Source organism: Streptomyces sp. NBC_00252 (assembly GCF_036187565.1).
In the GTDB taxonomy this organism is placed as follows: domain Bacteria; phylum Actinomycetota; class Actinomycetes; order Streptomycetales; family Streptomycetaceae; genus Streptomyces.
On record NZ_CP108087.1, the window covers coordinates 1654995 to 1673576 of the forward strand.

At 71.4% G+C, this 18582-nt stretch carries 15 protein-coding genes; all 15 read right to left on the minus strand.

The window, feature by feature from the left end; genetic code table 11:
• The 15 genes from OHT77_RS07215 to OHT77_RS07285 are packed head-to-tail and all read right to left on the minus strand — an operon-like array spanning position 1 to position 18569.
• Entirely contained in the window at positions 1-1329 is a 1329-nt protein-coding gene (locus tag OHT77_RS07215) for a glutamate-1-semialdehyde 2,1-aminomutase (RefSeq protein ID WP_328827193.1), read from the minus strand.
• Between the two features lie 7 nt (positions 1330-1336).
• Positions 1337-1888: a dTDP-4-dehydrorhamnose 3,5-epimerase gene (gene rfbC / locus OHT77_RS07220; protein ID WP_328827195.1), complete on the minus strand. Its 552-nt coding sequence runs from the start codon at positions 1886-1888 to the stop codon at positions 1337-1339.
• The gene (locus OHT77_RS07225; protein WP_328827196.1) at positions 1885-3117 is read right to left on the minus strand and encodes a polysaccharide pyruvyl transferase family protein; all 1233 of its coding nucleotides are present in this window, start codon (positions 3115-3117) and stop codon (positions 1885-1887) included. The genes rfbC and OHT77_RS07225 overlap by 4 nt, the downstream gene beginning before the upstream one ends.
• A complete protein-coding gene (locus OHT77_RS07230; RefSeq protein WP_328827198.1) occupies positions 3114-4061 on the minus strand; it encodes a glycosyltransferase family 2 protein in 948 nt (315 codons plus the stop codon). The genes OHT77_RS07225 and OHT77_RS07230 overlap by 4 nt, the downstream gene beginning before the upstream one ends.
• The gene (locus OHT77_RS07235; protein ID WP_328827199.1) at positions 4058-5356 is read right to left on the minus strand and encodes a hypothetical protein; all 1299 of its coding nucleotides are present in this window, start codon (positions 5354-5356) and stop codon (positions 4058-4060) included. Before OHT77_RS07235 ends, OHT77_RS07230 begins: the two co-directional genes overlap by 4 nt.
• Positions 5353-6627, minus strand: a complete 1275-nt coding sequence (locus OHT77_RS07240; RefSeq protein WP_401324088.1) for a DUF4910 domain-containing protein — start codon at positions 6625-6627, stop codon at positions 5353-5355. The genes OHT77_RS07235 and OHT77_RS07240 overlap by 4 nt, the downstream gene beginning before the upstream one ends.
• A complete protein-coding gene (locus OHT77_RS07245; protein ID WP_328834178.1) occupies positions 6624-7649 on the minus strand; it encodes an NAD-dependent epimerase/dehydratase family protein in 1026 nt (341 codons plus the stop codon). The genes OHT77_RS07240 and OHT77_RS07245 overlap by 4 nt, the downstream gene beginning before the upstream one ends.
• A gap of 5 nt (positions 7650-7654) precedes the next feature.
• Complete coding sequence (locus OHT77_RS07250; protein ID WP_328827201.1) at positions 7655-8302, minus strand: PIG-L deacetylase family protein; 648 nt, start codon at positions 8300-8302, stop codon at positions 7655-7657.
• Complete coding sequence (locus tag OHT77_RS07255) at positions 8299-9093, minus strand: sugar phosphate nucleotidyltransferase (protein ID WP_328827202.1); 795 nt, start codon at positions 9091-9093, stop codon at positions 8299-8301. Before OHT77_RS07255 ends, OHT77_RS07250 begins: the two co-directional genes overlap by 4 nt.
• Positions 9090-10340, minus strand: coding sequence for a class I SAM-dependent methyltransferase (locus tag OHT77_RS07260; protein ID WP_328827203.1), 1251 nt, complete (start codon positions 10338-10340; stop codon positions 9090-9092). The genes OHT77_RS07255 and OHT77_RS07260 overlap by 4 nt, the downstream gene beginning before the upstream one ends.
• The gene (locus tag OHT77_RS07265; protein WP_328827204.1) at positions 10337-11578 is read right to left on the minus strand and encodes a glycosyltransferase; all 1242 of its coding nucleotides are present in this window, start codon (positions 11576-11578) and stop codon (positions 10337-10339) included. The genes OHT77_RS07260 and OHT77_RS07265 overlap by 4 nt, the downstream gene beginning before the upstream one ends.
• Positions 11579-11580: 2 nt before the next feature.
• A complete protein-coding gene (locus OHT77_RS07270; RefSeq protein WP_328827205.1) occupies positions 11581-12873 on the minus strand; it encodes an O-antigen ligase domain-containing protein in 1293 nt (430 codons plus the stop codon).
• A 1-nt stretch (position 12874) separates the two neighbouring features.
• A complete protein-coding gene (locus OHT77_RS07275) occupies positions 12875-14410 on the minus strand; it encodes a right-handed parallel beta-helix repeat-containing protein (RefSeq protein ID WP_328834179.1) in 1536 nt (511 codons plus the stop codon).
• Positions 14407-16383 (minus strand): heparinase II/III family protein, encoded by a 1977-nt coding sequence (locus OHT77_RS07280; protein WP_328827206.1) that lies wholly within the window; start codon positions 16381-16383, stop codon positions 14407-14409. The genes OHT77_RS07275 and OHT77_RS07280 overlap by 4 nt, the downstream gene beginning before the upstream one ends.
• Positions 16380-18569: a bi-domain-containing oxidoreductase gene (locus OHT77_RS07285; protein WP_328827207.1), complete on the minus strand. Its 2190-nt coding sequence runs from the start codon at positions 18567-18569 to the stop codon at positions 16380-16382. The genes OHT77_RS07280 and OHT77_RS07285 overlap by 4 nt, the downstream gene beginning before the upstream one ends.
• Positions 18570-18582 lie beyond the last annotated feature (13 nt).

Here is an 18582-nt window from a genome sequence, read left to right on the forward strand (position 1 = left end):
TCACGCCGAGCGGCGGAAGACGGGCTTCACAGGGCGCCCGGCCAGCCAGGGGGTGGGGTCGGCGGCGTCAAGTGCCTTCCGGTACACCGCACATGCCTCGGCCACCACGTCGACGGTGCGGTCGATGTCCTCGTCGGAGAGGGCGCTGCTCACCACGAAGGAGGGGGCCAGCACTCCGCCCGCGAGGAGCCGGCGCAGGAACAGGGTGCGGTACAGCTGCGACGGCTGCTCGTTCTCGTCGAGGGTGGCGAAGACCAGGTTGCTGGCCCGGCCGCGGACGACGACGTGGTCGCCGACGCCCATGCCGGCCGCGGCCTCGCGCACCCCGGCGGCCAACCGCTCGCCGAGGGCGTGCAGCCGCGCGGTGACGCCCTCTTCGACGTACGTGGTCTGCACGGCCATCGCCGCGGCCAGGGAGTGCGTCTCCGCGCCGTGCGTGGTGGACAGCAGGAACACCCGGTCGTCGCCGGAGTGACGCACGCCGCCCCGCTCCATCAGATCGCGACGCCCGGCGAGCGCGGAGACGGCGAATCCGTTGCCCAGCGCCTTGCCGAACGTGGAGAGGTCGGGGACGACGTCGTACAGGCCCTGGGCGCCCGCCTCGGACCAGCGGAAACCAGTGATCATCTCGTCGAAGACCAGGACGCAGCCGTGCCGGTGGGCCAGGTCGCGCAGGCCTGCGAGGTAGCCGGGCGGCGGCTCGGTGTGGGTGGCGGGTTCGAGGATCAGGCAGGCGATCTCGTCCTGGTACCGGGTGAGGAGATGTTCCGTGGCGGCCAGGTCTCCGTAGGGGAACGCGACGGTGAGTTCGCCGTTCGCCGCCGGGATCCCGGCGGACATGGGCGTGGTGCCGATGAACCAGTCGTCGACGGAGAAGAACGGATGATCGCCGCAGATGGCCACCCGCGGGCGGCCGGTGGCGGCGCGGGCCAGCCGCACCGCTGCGGTGGTGGCGTCGGAGCCGTTCTTCGCGAACTTCACCATCTCGGCGGTCGGCACCGTGGCCAGGAAGCGCTCGGCGGCCTGGACCTCCACGATGGACGGCCGGACGAAGTTGCTTCCGCGGTCGAGTTCCCGCCGCACCGCCTCGAGCACACGCGGGTGGGCGTGGCCGAGGCTGACCGACCGCAGGCCGGAGCCGTACTCGATGTAGCGGTTGCCGTCGACGTCCCACACATGGGCACCGCTGCCGTGGCTGATGACCGGGGCCAGGTTCTCGGGGTACTGGTCGTCGCCCTTGGCGTAGGTGTGAGCGCCCCCGGGGATCATGGTGTGCAGCCGCTCGTTGGCGGTCCGCGACAGGGGCAGGTCAAGCACTTCGGTGTCCACGGGGACCTCATCTTTCTCGGTGCTTCAGGACCTGGGCAAGGCTCGGTGCCTTCCGGTCCCGTTGAGACGTCAGTGCGGCCGGCAGCGGCCAGGGAATGGCCAGCTCCGGGTCGTCGTGGGCGATGGTCACGTCCTCGGCCGGATCGTGCGGGCGGTCGATGCGGTACGAGGTGTCGGCCGTTTCGGTAAGTGCCTGAAAACCGTGCGCGCATCCCGCCGGAATGTAAAGAGTTGGTTGTGATTCTCCTGTCAGTTCAAAGGAGGTCCACTGACGGTAGGTCGGGGAATCCGCCCGCAGGTCCACGACGACGTCGAAGATCCGCCCGTACGAGCAGCGCACCAACTTGGCCTCCCCGGCGCCGGAGCGCAGGTGCAGGCCGCGCACCACGCCCCGCACCGAGCGGGACAGGCTGTCCTGGACGAAGGCGTCCGGGTCGAGGCCCACCGAACGGACCACGTCGGCGTCGAACGTGCGGCAGAAGAAGCCGCGTTCGTCCACGTGGGGCGTCGGCTCGAAGAGGTAGGCGCCGGCGATCTCCGGGACTTCGGTGGCTTTCATGGAGACTCCTGGCGTACGAGGGTGTGGTGGGTCGCGGGGAACACCGCCGCGGTCAACGAGCGGAACTGGTCGTCGAGTTGGCGTGCGGCGGCCCGGTTGCGCTCGACGAGGGTCTCCCGCAGTTCGGGCGCCCGCTTCTCCAGCGCCCGGAATTGCTCCAGCAACCGGTCGGCGTCGACCTCGCGCGCCGGGTGACAGAACGCGCCCAGACCCATCCGGTCCATGAGGGCGTCGCTCTTCGCCGCGTAGCTGAGCGCGAGCACCGGCGTTCCGGTCTTCAGCGCGCAGATCAGGTTGTGGTAGCGGACGGCCACCACGGTGTCGGCGGCGGCCATCTCGTTCATCAGGTCGTCGAGGGACGTCGGTTCGGCCGCGGTGACCAGCGGGGAGTCCACCGCCTCGAGGATCGCGGCGACCACCGTGGCGTCGCACCGGTCGCCGGTGAGCAGCCGGACCGGTCTGCCCTCCTCGACGAGTGTGCGGACGAACCGGATCGTTCCGTCGAGATAGCGGTCGTAGATCTCGTCGGCGCGGGCGCGGTCGTCGTTGCCGCCGTGGAAGTCCATGACGCCGACGCAGACCGTGCCCGGCACGTCCGAGGGCGCGTTCGCGGGTGGTGAGAGGAGGGAGAACGCCAGATCGGGGTAGACCTCGTCGCGGGAGGTGTCCACGCCCATCGCCCGCATCGCGTCCCTGGACTGGGCGTCCCGGTAGGACCGGTAGGCGGCCAGCCGCCCCGACCAGCGGACCAGTGCGCGGGTGGGCCGGTTGCGGATCTCGGCGGCGCCGACGCTGACCAGCGCGACCGGGGTGCGGGTCAGCCGGCCGCTCGCGCAGAGCAGGAACAGGGAGTACGGGAAGCCCCAGGGCCGTAGCGGCAGGGTGGCTTCGAGGACGCCCATGCCCGGCACGATCACCACGTCGTGGCGGCGTACCCAGGCGGCGGTGCGGAAGATGTCGACGAACTTGCCGAGGCCCTTCGACGCGATCGAGCCCAGACGGGACGCGGTGCTGTACTCGGCGCGGTTCCAGTGCATACGGGTGGCGGGGATCCCGAACCGGGCGGTCACGGCCTCGGGTCCGCCGCACAGGGCGTCCACGACCGCGTCGGGATGGTCGGCGCGAAGGTGGCCGAGGACGGCTTCGAGCGAGCCGTCGTTGCCGAGGTTGCCGGAGCCGAGCAGGCCGAACACCCCGACACGTACGGGCCGTTGGCGGGCCGGCGTCATGCGTGCCTCCCCTCGCGGCCGGCGACGAGGGCGTCGACGGAGACCGTGAGCTGGGCCGGGTCGACCGGGGCGCGGTCCTCGACCCGCTCACCGGCGCCCGGCCGGACCCTGCTGGTCATCCAGGACGCCAGGTGGCGGTAGCAGGCGCGCCGGTCGGCCGGGGACACCGGCGCTCGGTGGATCGCGGACGCGAAGCCCCAGATGTACTCGGTGAGCAGCCGGGGCGTCGGGTGCAGCAGGCCTGCCCGGCGCGGGTCGAGGTTGACGCAGCGGGCGCGTTTGGAGGGGTTGGCGCGTTCGGCGCGGGTGGGGTGGTCGCGGCGGAAGTAGAGCAGTTCCGGGACCTGGTGGAAGCGTCCGTGCAGGGTGATCTCGGCGACGAAGGTGCGGTCGGCGTGGTGGTAGCTGTCCATCGGTTTCACCCGGCGCAGCACGTCGGCGCGGATGACGCCGTAGAAGTCGTCTCCGCCGGGCTCGAACAGCAGGCTGCGGAAGCGTTCCGGCGCGCTCGGGGAGCCGGTGGCGAGCGTGTATTCGTAGGGCACGGTCACCTGGCCGTCGCCGTCGATGACCGCCTGGTCGGTGTGGGCGAGGATGACGTCCGGGTGTTCGTCCAGTGCCTCCACGCAGCGCGTGAGCAGGTCGCGGCCGTAGAGGTCGTCGTGCGAGGCCCACTTGAACAACTCGCCGCGGGACTCGGCGAACACGTGGTTGTGGTTCGGGGTGGCGCCGATGTTGCGGGGCAGCCGGAGATAGCGGATGCGGGAGTCCTGCGCGGCGTACTTGCGGCAGATGGCCTCGGTGCCGTCGGTCGAGGCGTTGTCGGAGACGACCAGTTCGAAGTCCTCGTAGGTCTGGCCGAGCAAGGCGTCGAACGACTCGGCCAGATACTCCTCGCCGTTGTACACGGGCAGGCCGATGCTCAGCCTCGGTCGGTCGGTCATGAGGTCCTCACTTCGGAAATGGGTTCGCGGTGGTGCTCGCGCAGGGCGGAGCGCAGTTGCAGCCACCACACGGCCGAGCCGCTGATGGTCGCGGCGGCGACGCCCCAGGCCGAACCGGACGTGCCGCCGGCGGCCGCGCCGCCGAGCCCGCCGCTGACGTAGCAGGCGGAGGCGAACAACTGGCAGCGCAGGCTGCGTTTGGCGGCGCCGAGCGCGCGCAGTCCGGCCGCGGCGCCGGTGCCGAGGCCGGCCCCGGCGACGCTGAGGGTGATCTGCACGAGGAGGTGCGAGGAGGAGTGCCAGACGTCACCGAGCGCCAACTCGCCGAGCCTGCCCGGCATCAGCAGCAGCGCCGAGCCCCAGAGCAGGGCTCCGGTGGCCTGTCCCCCGCCGAGGTAGAGGCAGAACCTGCCCAGTCGGTGCGGGGCCTCTCGCAGCACACGGGCCGCCTCGGGGACGGTGACCAGCGAGAGCCCCATCAGTACGGCGAGGAAGGGGCCGAGGAGGAGTTCGGCACCGCGCACCGCGCCCACCGCGCCCACTCCGACGATCACGCCGAGGCCGTACGCCCGCAGCTGGCTCGCGCCGCTGAGGCTGACGTTCTCGACCAGGTACCGGTAGCCGAGGTCGCGCTGTTCGCGCAGCCAGCCGCGGGCCTGTGCCATCCGGGGCCGGATGCCCGACTGGACGGAGCCGTATCCCGCGGCGACCGTGGCGGAGGCGCCCCAGGCGAGCACGAAGGCGGCCACGGTGTCGACATGGGCCGCGACCACCATGGCGGGGATCAGCGCGACACCCCACACGATGTCGTTGACGAACGCCTTCCGTCCGTCGCCCGCGGCGAAGAACGAGAACCGCCAGGCGTCCTGGAGCAGCAGCCCCGGCATCATGAGGCCGAGGGCGGCGAAGGCGGGCCCGACCCGGCCGCCGAGGCCGAGTCCGGCCGCCAGGCAGAGCACTCCGAGAGCCGTGCCCACGCCGAGCGCGGTGCCCGTCGAGCGGGCCACCGCCCCGCGCCAGGACGCCTCGGGCACTCCGCTGAAGCGGACCACGAGCGGGTCGGTGGCCAGGCCGCGGGAGACGTTGAGCACCACGCCGTAGGTCACCCAGGCGAGGCTGAACACGCCGAAGGCGGTGACCCCGAGCGAGCGGGCCACGTAGATGCCCACCGCGAAGTTGCTGATGCTGGAGGCCGCCTGGTCGGCCAGTCCCCAGGAGAGCCGGCCGACGAGGGCCCGTTTGGCGGACCGGGCCGGCTTCACGGCTTTCTCCCCGCCGGTGGTCGTCGATGTCATGTCTTGATCAGTCCGGCCTCGTGCAGGGCGTCGGCCGCTCCGGCGACGCTGTCGAAGGGAAGGCCCGACCGCTCGGCGACATCCAGCAGACTGTGCTCGCCGTCGGACAGGTTGAGCACCCAGAGCATGGCCATCTGCGCCTGCTTGGTGTCGCTGCGGCCGCCGAGCGCGTCGTACAGCCCCCGCCGGCCCAACTGGGGTTCGCCGTAGGGGCTGAGGTTGAGGTAGCGCCGGTTGCGGTCGAGAACGGTGAACGCCTCGCGGCAGACGGCGAGGGTGTCGGCCATCGCCTCCGGGGAGACGAAGTCCGGGTTGTCCGCCGAGGTGTGGTACTCGGGGTACCCGGCGTACGGAGTCCGGCTGAGCGAGCCCACGCCGAGGTTGAACCCGGGTGAGCAGTACTGCCGCTCGTCGTAGCCGTACGGCGTGAACTCGTTGATGTGGTGCGGGCGTTCGGAGGCGGTCAGGACGTGCCGCAGTACCAGGTCGATCTCCGCGTCGCCGCGTCTGCTCTGCTTGTACGTCAGCTGTCCCCTGTCGCCGGCGCAGGCCAGCACGAGGCCGTGCTTGACCCGGTCGACACGCTCCGCGTTGCGGGCCAGCCAGGTGATCGCCCCGATGGTGCCGGGGGCGTAGATGAACCGGTAGGTGTAGTACGGCGTCCCCTCCGCCAGCGCGCGGGCCAGGAAGGTCGCGACCGCGATGCCGGCGAGGTTGTCGTTGGCCAGCGAGGGGTGGCAGGTGTGGCAGGAGACGATGACCTCGTCGGCCACCTGTCCGGGGACGACGTGCTCGGCGTAGGTGAGGTGGCCGTCGGCGAGGGTGGAGTCGACGCGCACCTCGTAGTCCCCGTCGGGCAGCGCGTCCAGGGTCTCCTGGGCCAGGCAGAAGCCCCACTCCGGCTTGTAGTAACTCGTGCGGTACGGAACCCAGTTCGGGTGCTCCGGCAGTGTGTGCAGGTGTGCGCGCAGCTCGGAGAGGGGCATGGTCCGCGACACCGGGACGCTGTAGCCGAGCACGTGCAGGCTGGACGCGGCGAAGTCGACGACCCGCCGTCCCGTGCTGTCGGCGATGTACGCGTCCCGGATGTTCCACTCCTGCGGAACCGTCCAGTCGAGGACCTGCGTCCCGGTCGGCACCTCGTGCACCTGCAACGGGACGTACTCGCCGACGATGTCCAGGGTGGCGCGCACCCCGTCGCCGGTGATGCTCCGGCAGAGCGGGTACAGCCGCTCCACCAGTGCGTGCATCTCCTCGCCCACAGCGGTCATCGGCGCCACCGCAGGGTGTCGTCGACGGTGCCGGCCTCGGAGGCCGCCTTGAGCACGGCGAGACGGGTGAAGCGCTGCTCGAAGTCCTCCCGGGTGAGGCCGAACTTGCGGTAGGCGTCGGCGAGTTCGAGCGCGCCCCGCTTCACCGTCCACTCGCAGTCGAAGTCGGGGACGGCCTTGCGGAAGCGGGAGAAGTCCACCCGGTACGAGCGCGGGTCGGCGCCGTTCTCGCCGGTGATCACGACCTTCGCGCCGGAGACCGCCTCGGCGACCTGGTCGGCGATCTCGGCGACGGTGACGTTGTTGATCTCGCTGCCTATGTTGAAGGCACGGTCGTGCACCGCCTCGCGCGGCGCGGTCAGCGCGGCCGTGAAGGCGCGCGCGATGTCGGCCGCGTGCACCAGCGGGCGCCAGGGGGTGCCGTCGGAGAGGACCAGCACCTCGCCGGACAGGAGCGCGTGGCCGACCAGGTTGTTCAGCACGATGTCGGCGCGCAGCCGGGGCGAGTAGCCGAAGGCGGTGGCGTTGCGCATGAACACCGGGGTGAAGTCGTCGTCGGCGAGCGCGTGCAGGTCGTCCTCGACCCGCACCTTCGACTCCGCGTACGGCGTCACCGGGCGCAGCGGGGCGTCCTCGGTGACCAGGCCGTCGCCGCCCGAGGCGCCGTAGACGGAGCAGGTCGAGGCGTAGAGGAAGCGTCCGACTCCGGCGTCGCGGGCCAGCTTCGCCAGCCGTACGGACGCGTGGTGGTTGATGTCGTAGGTGAGTTCGGGGGCCAGCGAGCCGAGCGGGTCGTTGGACAGCGCGGCCAGGTGGATCACGGCGTCGAAACCGGCCACGTGCTCGGCGGTGATGTCGCGCAGGTCCACCCGCGTCCCGGGCGGGTCGGCGGGCCGCGGCCCGAGGACGGAGTCGGCGAACAGACCGGAGTCGAGGCCCAGAACCTCGTGTCCGGCGGCGGTGAGGACGGGTGCCATCACGGTGCCCAGATAGCCCTGGTGTCCGGTCAGTAGTACGCGCAAGGTGTTCAACCCCCCAGGTTGAGCGTGAGTTTGGTGACGGCGAAGGCCTCGGCGTAGCGCGCGTGGCATTCGATACCGCGGATCCGGGCGAGGCCGAGGAAGGCCTCCCGGTCGTACCAGGGCCGGTGCCGCTGCGAGGCGTAGTGCTCCTGAAGCAGCCGCACCTTCTGTTCGGCGGTCTCGGGCGACAGCGGCTGGTACGCCGTCATACGGCCGAGATCGCCGTCCCACTTGACGATCTCGTAGCCGAGGACGAGGTGGTCGCGGAACGCGGTGGGTATCAGCTGTGCCAGGCCGCGGTGGTCCTGGTGCGCGTCATCGGTGCGCGGGGCGAGGATCAGGTCCGGGTCGGTCCGCTCGCGCAGCTCCTCGACCGCGGCCTTGGCCTCGTCCCAGTGCGTGGGCAGCCGGCCGTCGGGCAGCTTGAGCACGGTCAGCCGCAGGTCGGCGCCCGGGCAGAAGACGGCGAGCGCGGCCCGCTCCTCCTGCTCCCGCTCGCCGCCACCGCCGGAGAGCACCAGCGCGTCGACGCGGATGCCCGGCCGGGCCTGGCACAGCGTCAGCAGCGTGCCGCCGGCGCCGATGGCGATGTCGTCGCAGTGGGCGCCCACCGCGACGATCCGGTCCCGGGGGCCGGCCCCGAGGCTGATCACGCTCTGGCTCCGGTGATGTCCCGCTCCCACACTGCCCAGGGGCGGTCGCCCCGGGTGTAGGCCTCGTCGAGCGCGGCCCGTTCCTTCACCGTGTCCGTCGGCTTCCAGAAGCCGCGGTGCTGGTGCGCCACCAGCCGTCCGCGCTTGGCCAGTTGGGCGCATCCGTCGGCGACCAGGTCCCCGTTCTCCGGTATGTGGTCGAAGACCTCCTGGCGGAGCACGAAGTAGCCGCCGTTCTCCCACAGCGGCATGTCGCTCACCGCGGTGATGCCGCCGACCAGGCCGTTCTCGCCCAACTCCACGCAGTGGAAGGACGATTGCGGCGGTACGACCATCATCGACGCGCCCGCGTCGCGCTCGGCGAACCGGTCGATCATCTCCGGCAGCGGGGCGTCGGTGAGCACGTCGGCGTAGTTGGCGAGGAACATCTCGTCGCCGTCCAGGTGGTGTCTCACCCTGCGCAGTCGCTCGCCGATCGGTGACTCGATGCCGGTCTGCACGAACGTGATCGTCCAGTCCGCGATGTCGGTGGAGAGCAGCTCGGTGCGCCCGCCCCGCAGCACGAAGTCGTTGGACGTCGTCTCCTCGTAGTTGAGGAAGAAGTCCTTGATGTGGTGAGCCCCGTACCCGAGGCACAGGATGAACTCCGTGTGCCCGAAGTACGCGTAGTAGCGCATGACGTGCCAGATCAGCGGTCGCGGGCCGACCATCGCCATCGGCTTGGGCACGTCGTCGGAGGTTCCGTTGCGCATGCGCATGCCGTAACCACCGCAGAACAGGACGACCTTCATGCTGTGACCTCCTTCAGGACGCCCTCGACGATGCTCAGTTCCGGGATCGGGAAGACCAGCCGGCCGCCCCACTCGTGCACGAACGACAGCTGCTCGGCCAGTTCGGCCCGCAGGTTCCACGGGAGGACGAGGACGTAGTCCGGCTTGTCGGCGGCTATCTGCTCGGGCGGCAGGATCGGGATGCGGGTGCCCGGGGTGAACCTGCCGTGCTTGTACGGATTGCGGTCGACCGTGTACGCGAGCAGGTCGGGCCGGATGCCGCAGTGGTTGAGCAGGGTGTTGCCCTTGCCCGGGGCGCCGTAGCCGACGACCGTCTCGCCGCGCTCGGCCGCCTCGATGAGGAACCGCAGCAGGTCCCGGCGGACCTTGGCCACCCGGGCGGAGAACTCGGTGTACCCCGACAACTCCTGCAGCCCGGCGGCCTTTTCGCGGGCCAGCACGTCGGCCACCCGCTGCGAGGGCTCCCCCGCGACCTCGGCCGGCCGGGACCACAGCCGGATGGACCCGCCGTGCGTGGGCAGCAACTCGACGTCCACGAGCGTGAGTCCGCCGCTGGCGAGGGCCCGGATCGCCGAGGCGACCGTGTAGTACTGGAAGTGCTCGTGGTAGATCGTGTCGTACTGGTTCTCCTCGATCAGGGTCAGCAGGTGCTGCACCTCGATGGAGACCCAGCCGTCGTCGGCGACCAGCGCGCGCAGCCCCTGGGTGAAGCCGATCACGTCGGGGATGTGCGCGTACACGTTGTTGGCCACGACCAGGTCGGCCGGGCCGTGCTCGGCGCGGACGGCGGAGCCGGTGTCGGGGCTCAGGAACTCCGTGAGTGTGGGAACCCCCGCCTCCCGCGCCGCGGCACCGACGTTCACCGACGGTTCGATGCCGAGACAGCGGATCCCGCGGTCCACGACGTGCCGCAGCAGGTAGCCGTCGTTGCTCGCGACCTCGACCACGAAGGAGTCGGGGCCGAGGTCGAGGCGCTGTGCCGCGCCGTCGACGAAGGTGCGCGCATGCTCGACCCAGGAGGTCGAGAACGAGGAGAAGTACGCGTACTCCTTGAACGTCTCCTCCGGTGTGATCAGCGGAGGGATCTGCGCGAGCCAGCAGTCGGTGCACACCCGCAGGTTCAGCGGGTACGTCTGCTCCGGCCGGTCCAGTTGGTCCGCGGCGAGAAAGCTCTCACACGGTGGTGTCGCCCCGAGGTCGACGACGCTCGTCGTCGCTTCCGAGCCGCAGAGTCGGCATCGTGTCATCCTCTGTCCCCATCCCCCTTGCTCGCGCGGGTGTCCCCACCGCGAGTCATTGCCGACCGGCCCGCGATCGCGGTCCGGTACTCCTCCAGCAGGCGGTCCAGGCCGACGGCCGGGCTGAATCCCTGCTCGTAGCGGCGCCGGGCCGCCTGCCCCATCTCCCGGTTGCGGACCGGATCGGCCGCGATCCGGCGGATGCCGGACGCGAGCGAGGCGGCCTCGCCCGGCCGGTGCAGCAGACCGGTGACGCCGTCCTCGACGAGTTCGACGAAGGCGCCGTGACCGGCGGCGACGGTCGGCACGCCGGCCGCCATCGCCTCCACGACCACCAGGCCGAACGCCTCCAGCCACGTCGAGGGAGCCACCACGGCGACCGCCCGCGCGACGGCCTGCCGGCACTGCTCCGGGTCGTACAGCCCGACGTAGCGCACGTCGTCCCGGCCCGCCGCCCAGGCGGTCACCTCCGGCTCCAGCGGCCCGGTGCCGGCGATCACCAGCGGTACGCCGACCCCGCCGGCCGCCGCGATCTCGTCCCAGGCGGTCATGAGCAGCCGGACGCCCTTGGCCTCCGCGAGCCGGCCGAGATACAGCACGTACTCGCCGTCACCCGACCGGCGACTGCCCGGCTCCGGAACGAAGTTGTGCTTCACCGCCAGCCGCTCGGCCGGCATGCCGGAACGCACCAGGACGTCGCGCTGCGCCGCGGAGATGCACAGGAAGCGCTCCACGCCGGACCACCAGCGCCGCCGGTTGACCGACAGGCTGACCGCGAGCGGCACGGTGGCCAGCCGGGAGTTGCGGTAGCAGCCGTGCCGGACGGCGGGCAGCGGTGTCGAGCCGACGCACTCGGTGCACGGCCGGCCGTCCCGCTGGAGCGTGCCGGGCGGGCAGACCTGGGTGTAGTTGTGCAGCGTGGCGACGGCGGGCACATCGGCGTCGGCGCAGGCGGCCAGCACCGCGGGCGACAGGAGGGGGAACACGTTGTGGACGTGCACCACGTCCGGCCGTTCGGCGCGCAGCCGGGCGGCGAGTTCCGTGCGTACCGTCGGGTTCCACGGCACGAGGAGCGGCACCGCGACCTTGCCGAGGAGGGAGCGGGCGCCGATGTCGTCACTGCGCCGCTCGAACACCTCGACCCGGTGGCCGGCCGAGCGCAGCAGCTCGACCTCCTGGTCGACGACGTTGTTCTCCCCGCTCGGCTGGGCCGAGTTGTAGCGGTTGTGCACCACGAGAACGCGCATGGTCACTTCGCCTCCGATCGACGGGCCCAGCGCGGAACGTGCCGTCGTGGGACCCGGGGCAGCGCGAGCGGAGCGGCCTGGGCCGCAGGTGCGGCCAACAGTGAGGCGGCCAGGGCGAGATGGAGCAGATACGGCGAGGCGTCGCCCAGACCGGCCTCGGTGTACGAGGCGATCGCGCAGTAGCTGATGAGGAAGATCGCGCAGGCCCTCTCCAGCGACGGTCGCCGCAGCAGCGCGACGCCGCCCAGCACGGCGAGGAACGCGGCGACGAGGGTGACGCCGACCAGCCCCTGTTCGTTGTAGACGGCCAGCCAGCTGTTGTCGATCGGCAGCCCGCCGAACGACTTGTCGCCCAGGCCGACGCCGAACAGCTTCTCGGCGGTGGACCGGGGGGCGGTCAGCAGGGCGTGCCACACCTTGGCCCGGCCGGTGAGACTGGAGAAGTTCTCCTGGCTCTGTCCGCGCAGGAACCAGGACTGCAGCGCGGAGGCGAAGCCGACCGCCGCCACCACGGAGACCAGCACCGACCAGCTGAAGAAGCGGCGGGCCGCGGCACTGGTCAGGATGAGCGAGCCGATGGCCAGCACCAGCCCGAGAAGCAGGCCGAGCGTGGCCGTCCGGGTGTGGGTCAGCGCGAGCAGCACCAGCGACGGCACGATGACCAGCACGGCGCTGGTCCGGTCGGTCCGTCTCCCGATGACGAGCAGCGCGGTGAGCCCGATGATGACCGCCGCGTACTGCCCGATCTGCGGCGGGGTGAGGGGCCACAGCGCGCCGACGAGGCGTCCGCCGTAGAGGCCGGGCAGGGCCTTGCCCGGGGCGACGAGCAGACCGAGGGCGACCGAGGCGAGGACCGCGAAGTAGGCCCGGACGTGGTAGCGGACGAACGTCGTACTGCCGTCCCACCAGCGGCTGAGCAGCCACAGGGTGCCGACGAAGAGAGTCAGCCGGAAGCAGCGGAACAGCGCGCCCATCCCGGACTCCAGGCTCGCGCTGGAGATCGCGCTGGACACCAGCAGCAGGCTGAGCAGCAGGATGTACGCGCTGGGGCGGATGCGCACCCGCTGGTTGACCAGGAGCGCCAGCCCGAACGCGGCGACCAGCGAGCCCATGGTGACCATCTGGATGAGGGAGCGCGGCAGCGGCACGATGGTCTTGGCCCCGGCGGAGCCGAGCGTGTTGAGGACCAGCAGCCCCCAGACGATCCCGACGGTCCTCGGTGGCCCTGCCGGGCGCGGTGCGGCGTCGGGCGGCGTCTGTGCCGTGTCCGGCCCGCGGGTCAGGTTCTCCGCCATCTCAACCACCGGCCTGCAGGTCGAGGGTGCTGCCCTGGTCCTGCCGGTAGGGCGCCGTCTGCCACTGCCCGAAGTCGAGCACCTTGCCCTGGTCCTCGGCGACGAACTTCCACGGCCCGACGTATGTGTTGTCGTGCCAGCGGTTGTGCTGCTTGCCGGTGATGGCGTCGGCCACCCCGTCGCCGTGGTAGGGCGACCAGTCCGGGTAGGTGCCGTAGTTGGACAGCACCGCCATGCGGTCGCACATCTCCGTGCACTTGACGACGGACTCGTCCAGCACGAAGCGGTTGTCGTGGATGTCCACCCACTGGGTCTTCCAGCGGCAGTCCGAGTAGAGCGGCGCCTTGGTGATCGCAGGTCTCGTACACGTGCTGGTCTTCTTCACCAGCAGGGTGCAGTCGCCGGAGGAGGTGTTGGCCGGGCTGTTGCAGAACCGGTCGGCGTTCTCCCAGAGGGTGATGCCGGACCAGTTGTCCTCCAGCACGTTCCCGTAGATCTCGATCTTGTGGGTGCGGGCCTTGATGCGTGGTTCGCCGCCGGACTCGGACAGATAGACCGTCGCGTAGGGGAAGGTGTCGCCGCTGTCGGCCGCCTTGCGGCCCTCGACCCAGTTGTTCCGCCGGATCGTGTTGTCGCGGATGACCGCGTTGTAGCTCGTCTCGTAGATCAGTGCGGCACCGTCGTTGGCCTCGATCACGTTGTGCTCGATGAGGAAGTCGTTGTTGTTGGTGTCCGCCCACAGCCCGGTGCCACGGTTGTCGTGCACCCAGTTCCCGCTGATGTCGGCGCCGTCGACCTCCCAGAACTTGATGCCGCCGGTGCAGCCGCAGCCCTTCTGCTTCCGCTCCCAGTCACCGGTGTTGTTGCCCGTGATCTCGTTGCCCTCGACCACCAGGCCGGTGAGGGGGCCGTTGCCCTTGTAGGCGTTCATGCCGTACTGGCCGTTGTCGCGCAGACAGTCGGCGCGGACCTGCTGACGGGCACCGGCCATCAGTCCGGCGCCGGAGTTGTCCTTGATCGTCGTGTGTTCGACGACCCATCCGTCGGCCGAGTCGTGGTTGACGACCCCCTCGTCCCGCGGCGCGACGAATCCCCGCACGGTGAGATAGCGGATGGTGACGTCGGCGGCGTTGCCGGTGAAGGCGTACTGGTTGACCTTCCGCCCGTCGAGCACCGCGCCGGGCGCGCCGATGTAGTGGTCCCCCTTCTTGGGGATGACCTGGGCGTAGCGGTCCTGTTCGAGACGGTGGGTACCCGGCTTCAGCCAGAACGTGGTGTTCGGGGGGCTCTTCTTGGTCTTCGCCGCCAGGTCGCCGACCACGTCGGGGTCCACGGTCACCGCGCCCGCGGGCGCCTTGGCCGGTCCGGCGGCGGGGTTGGCGCACACCCGGGCCACGGACCGGGCGGCGGCCGTGTCCGTGGACGGTGCGGCGTCCGGCTTTGTCGTGGCCGGGGCGCTCGACGTGCTGTCGCAGCCGGTCGCCGTCAGCAGGAGCAGCGCCAGCGGTACGACCGCGAGCGCCCGGTGCACTCTCATGTTCCGCACACGCCCCCCTGGGCCCGGAACCGGAGCACGGTGGTGAACCCGTCCGCGCCGTCGGTGAAGCCGGTGCCGACCAGTGTGGTGGTGGGTTCCTTGCGCCCGAATCCGGCGGAGTACCAGCCCAGCGGCGGTTCGCTCTCGCCGCGGTGCGCCCGCCAGGACAGCTCCGGCGGCAGGTCGAGCACCGCGGACCGGCCCTCGCCGTCCCGGATCCAGGTGAGCACCGCGCGGTGCCCCACCAGGTCCGCGGCGACCGCCGGACCGAGGTGGAACGCCAGTCGCACGTCCCGGCGCGGGCCGGTCACCTCGTCGACGATCGTCAACTCCTGGCTCGCGGCCGTCAGTTCCACCCGCCGGCGGTGCACCGAGCCCTGGTAGCCGTCGTGCTCGGCGGCCCAACGGGTCGCTCCTGCCTCGGAGTCGTCCACGTCCAGGACGCGGGTGCGGGCGTGCCGGGTCCACAGGAACGGGCCGCCGGAGACGGACTGGTCGCCCCCGTCGAGTTCCAGGGTGTTGTGGCCGAGCGTCGACCGGAAGTACCGCCGCCATTCGGGCTGCCCGTGGTAGCAGTACGTCCCCGGGTCGGCGAGCACGTCGATCCCGTCGTGCCGGACCTCCACGGACAGCGCGTCCGCGTGGGCGTGCGCGGCGATCGACAGGAAGCCGTGCGGACCACCGTCGCAGCGGCACCAGATCTCCTCCGGACCGCGCAGGACGGTGAGGCCCGCGTCGGCGAAGCGGTCGGGCCTGGTCGCCGGCCGGACGGTCGCCTCCTTCGCGTACGGCTTGATGAGCGCGGCCAGCAGCGGGGTGCGCACATCGGTGCCGGTCACCTCGGGCCACCAGTCGAGCCGGCCGAACACGGCCTCGCCGGTGGCCAGCAGCGAACCCCAGCGGTCGGTGCCCGCACCGTCCAGGATCAGGCCGTGTCCGTCGTCCGCGTCCCCCTGGCGAGGCGGGCGCAGCCGGTTGTCCACCACGGCGGCCAGCGCGTCGGTCATCCGCAGCAGCACCAGCCGCAGCGCCCCGGGCACCGGCACACCCGCGGCGTCGGCCTCGGCCAGCGCGGCCAGGCCGAGTTCCAGCACGAGTCCGTGGTATTCGGTGGCCAGTTCGCGGTTGAGGCCGGAGACGAAGGTGTTGGCGCGCAACTGCCGCTCCAGCGAGCGCAGGGCGACGGAGCGCCAACGAGCCGACGACGGGAACCAGTCGAACGCGCAGGCGGCGGCGGACTGCCCGGCCGTCTCGGCGATGACGTGGTTGTTCGCCGAGGAGCCCCGGCTGGGGAACGCGGCCAGCCAGCGCTGGTGGTGCCAGACCTGATTGTGGGCCACCGGATTGTCCTCGAACAGCTCGGCCGCCCCCGGCCAGCCGTCGAGGAGGCGGCGGATCCACACCCAGGACAGCAACCGGATGCCCAGCTCGATGCCGCTGATCCAGTGCACGCCCCGCAGCGGCGGGTTGGCCGCCCACCACGACCGCAGGTGCGCGGCGACCCGCTCGGCGTACCGCTCGTCACCGGTGACCGCGTAGGCGGCGGCGAGCACGGTGAGGTACTGGTGCCTCGACGGCTCCCAGATCTGCTTGATGTCCCCGGCCAGGTCCTCGTTGCGGTACGGCACGTCGAAGGCGTAGCCCGAGGGGGCCCTGCGCCCGGTCTTCGGGTCGTGGAACCAGTCCGGGTCGGTGAGGTCGTCGCGGATCACACCGAAGAACTCGGCCTGCCCGACCATCAGTTGGTCCGCCTCGGCGACCAGGCGTTTCACGGCGTCCGGCGGCACCTCGGCGACCGCGCCCGCGGGCAGGACGGAGGTGAACCGGGCGCCGGTGACGGTCGGGCAGCCGGGCGGTGTCGCCCGCCAGCGCCGTCTGCGCACGATGTCGCCGGCCCGGCCGGCGATCTCGCGCGGGCCCATGCGGGAGAGCCGGCGCAGGTACCAGCCCGGGCTCCCTGAGGTCACGGTCATGGCGTCCTCGCCAACGTCACCGGCGCGCCGTCGGCCAGGCCGGTGTGCACGGCGAGGGTGGCCGCCGTGGTGGCGACCAGCGACTCCAGCGGCACCGGCATCGGTCCGCCGGTCCGAACCGCCTTGACGAACGCGGCCAGTTCGGCGTTCTGGCCCTTGTCCCGGGCCTTCGGCAGCCGCGAACTGACCCACTTCTTGGGACCGTGGACGGAGGCCCGGACGAAGTCGTCGAGCCGCAGCACCTTGCCGTCCGCGACCAGGTCCAGGGTCTCCTTGGGGAAGCCGGGGGCGCCGGTGGTGACATAGCTGACGGTGGCGGTGGAGCCGTCCGGGTAGCGCAGAACGACCTGGAGGTCGTCGTTGCCGGGCGCGGCCGTCGCGTACACGGAGACCGGGTCGGCGTCGAGGAGCCAGCTCGCCGTGTCGATGAAGTGGCCGCCCTCGCCGGCGAACCGCGAGCCCTCGGCGCCCTGTTGCAGGTACCAGCTGCCGTGCTGGAGCTTGCCCGCGTTGACGAGGTAGCGCAGGCTCGCCGGGCCGGTCCGGGCGCCGAAGCGGTCCTTGGCCTCCTGAAGCAGCGGTGCGAAGCGGCGGTTGAAGCCGACCTGGAGGCGGTCGTTGCCGGACTCCTCCACGGCCGCGAGCACTCCGGCCAGTTCGTCCTCGGTGAGGGCGAGGGGCTTCTCCACGAACACGGTCTTGCCGGCCAGCAGTGCCTGCCGGGTCAGTTCGGCGTGCGAGCTGTGCCGGGTGACCACGAACACGGCGTCGACGGACTTGTCGCCGAGGACGGCGTCGAGGTCGGTGGTCGCCTTGGCGAAGCCGAACTTCCGCTGCGCGTTGGCTCCGGAGAGCGCCGTCGTGGTGACGACGGTCGACAGCTCGACGCCCTCGCGCCGGGCCAGGTGCGGCAGCAGCATCGACGTGGCGTAGTTGCCCGCGCCGACGAACGCGAGCCGCACCGGGGTGCCGGCCGACCGGGCCGGGGTGGACGTCCCCTCGGCGCGGCGGACCGCGGGCACGGCCACCGTCGGGGCCGGCGTCTCCCCCGCTTCCTCCGTCTGCTCGGGGTAGCGGAACAGCACGGCCACGGCCTTGAGTTCGCCGTCCTTGAGACGCTGGTACGTCTCGACGGCGTCGTCGAAGTCGGCGATGTGGGAGACCAGGGGGTCCACGTCGACGCGGCCACGGGCCACCAGGTCGAGGAAGCAGGCCAGGTTGCGGCGCTCGGTCCAGCGGACGTAGCCGATCGGGTAGTCGCGGCCCTCCAGCTCGTACGACGGGTCGTAGCGTCCGGGGCCGTAGGAGCGGGAGAAGCGGACGTCGAGTTCTTTCTCGTAGTACGCGTTCCACGGCAGGTCCAGGCGGCACTTGCCGATGTCGACGACCCGGCCGCGGTCCCGGGCGAGCCGGGCGGCCAGTTCGACGGGCTGGTTGCTGCCGCCGCCGGCGGCCAGGAAGACCTGGTCCACGCCGTGGCCGTCGGTGAGTTCGGCGACCGCCGCCTCCACCGCGGCCGAGGCGGGGTCGCCGCAGGCCGCGGCGCCCAGGCGCTCGGCCAGCTCGCAGCGCGTCGGGTCCGGGTCGGCGCCGACCACGCGGACCCCGGCGGCGGTGAGGAGCTGCACCACCAGCTGGCCGATCAGGCCGAGGCCGATGACGAGGGCCACCTCGCCGAGCTGTGGCTCGCCCTGGCGGACGCCCTGCATCGCGATCGAGCCGACGGTGCCGAAGGCCGCGTGCCGCGGCGCGAGCCCCTCGGGGACCGGGGCGTAGAGGTTCTTCGGCACCCAGTTCAACTCGGCGTGCAGCGCGTGCTCGTTGCCGGCGCAGGCCACCAGGTCGCCGACCTTCACGTCGTCGACGCCGGCGCCGACCTGCTCGACCACCCCGCACAGCGAGTAGCCCAGCGGTGTGTAGGAGTCCAGCTTGCCCATCACCTTGCGGTAGGTGGCGGGCAGTCCGTTGGTGGCCACGCTCTGCATGACCTTCGCCACCTGGTCCGGGCGGGAGCGGGCCTTGCCCAGCATCGACATGCCGGCCTCGGAGACCTTCATCAGCTCGGTGCCGGTGGATATCAGCGAGTAGGCGCTGCGCACCAGTACCCCGCCCGGCTTGCACCCCGGTACCGGAACGTCGAGCACCGCCAGCTCGCCACTCTTGTAGTTCTGTACAACCTGCTTCACCGGAACTCCTGTT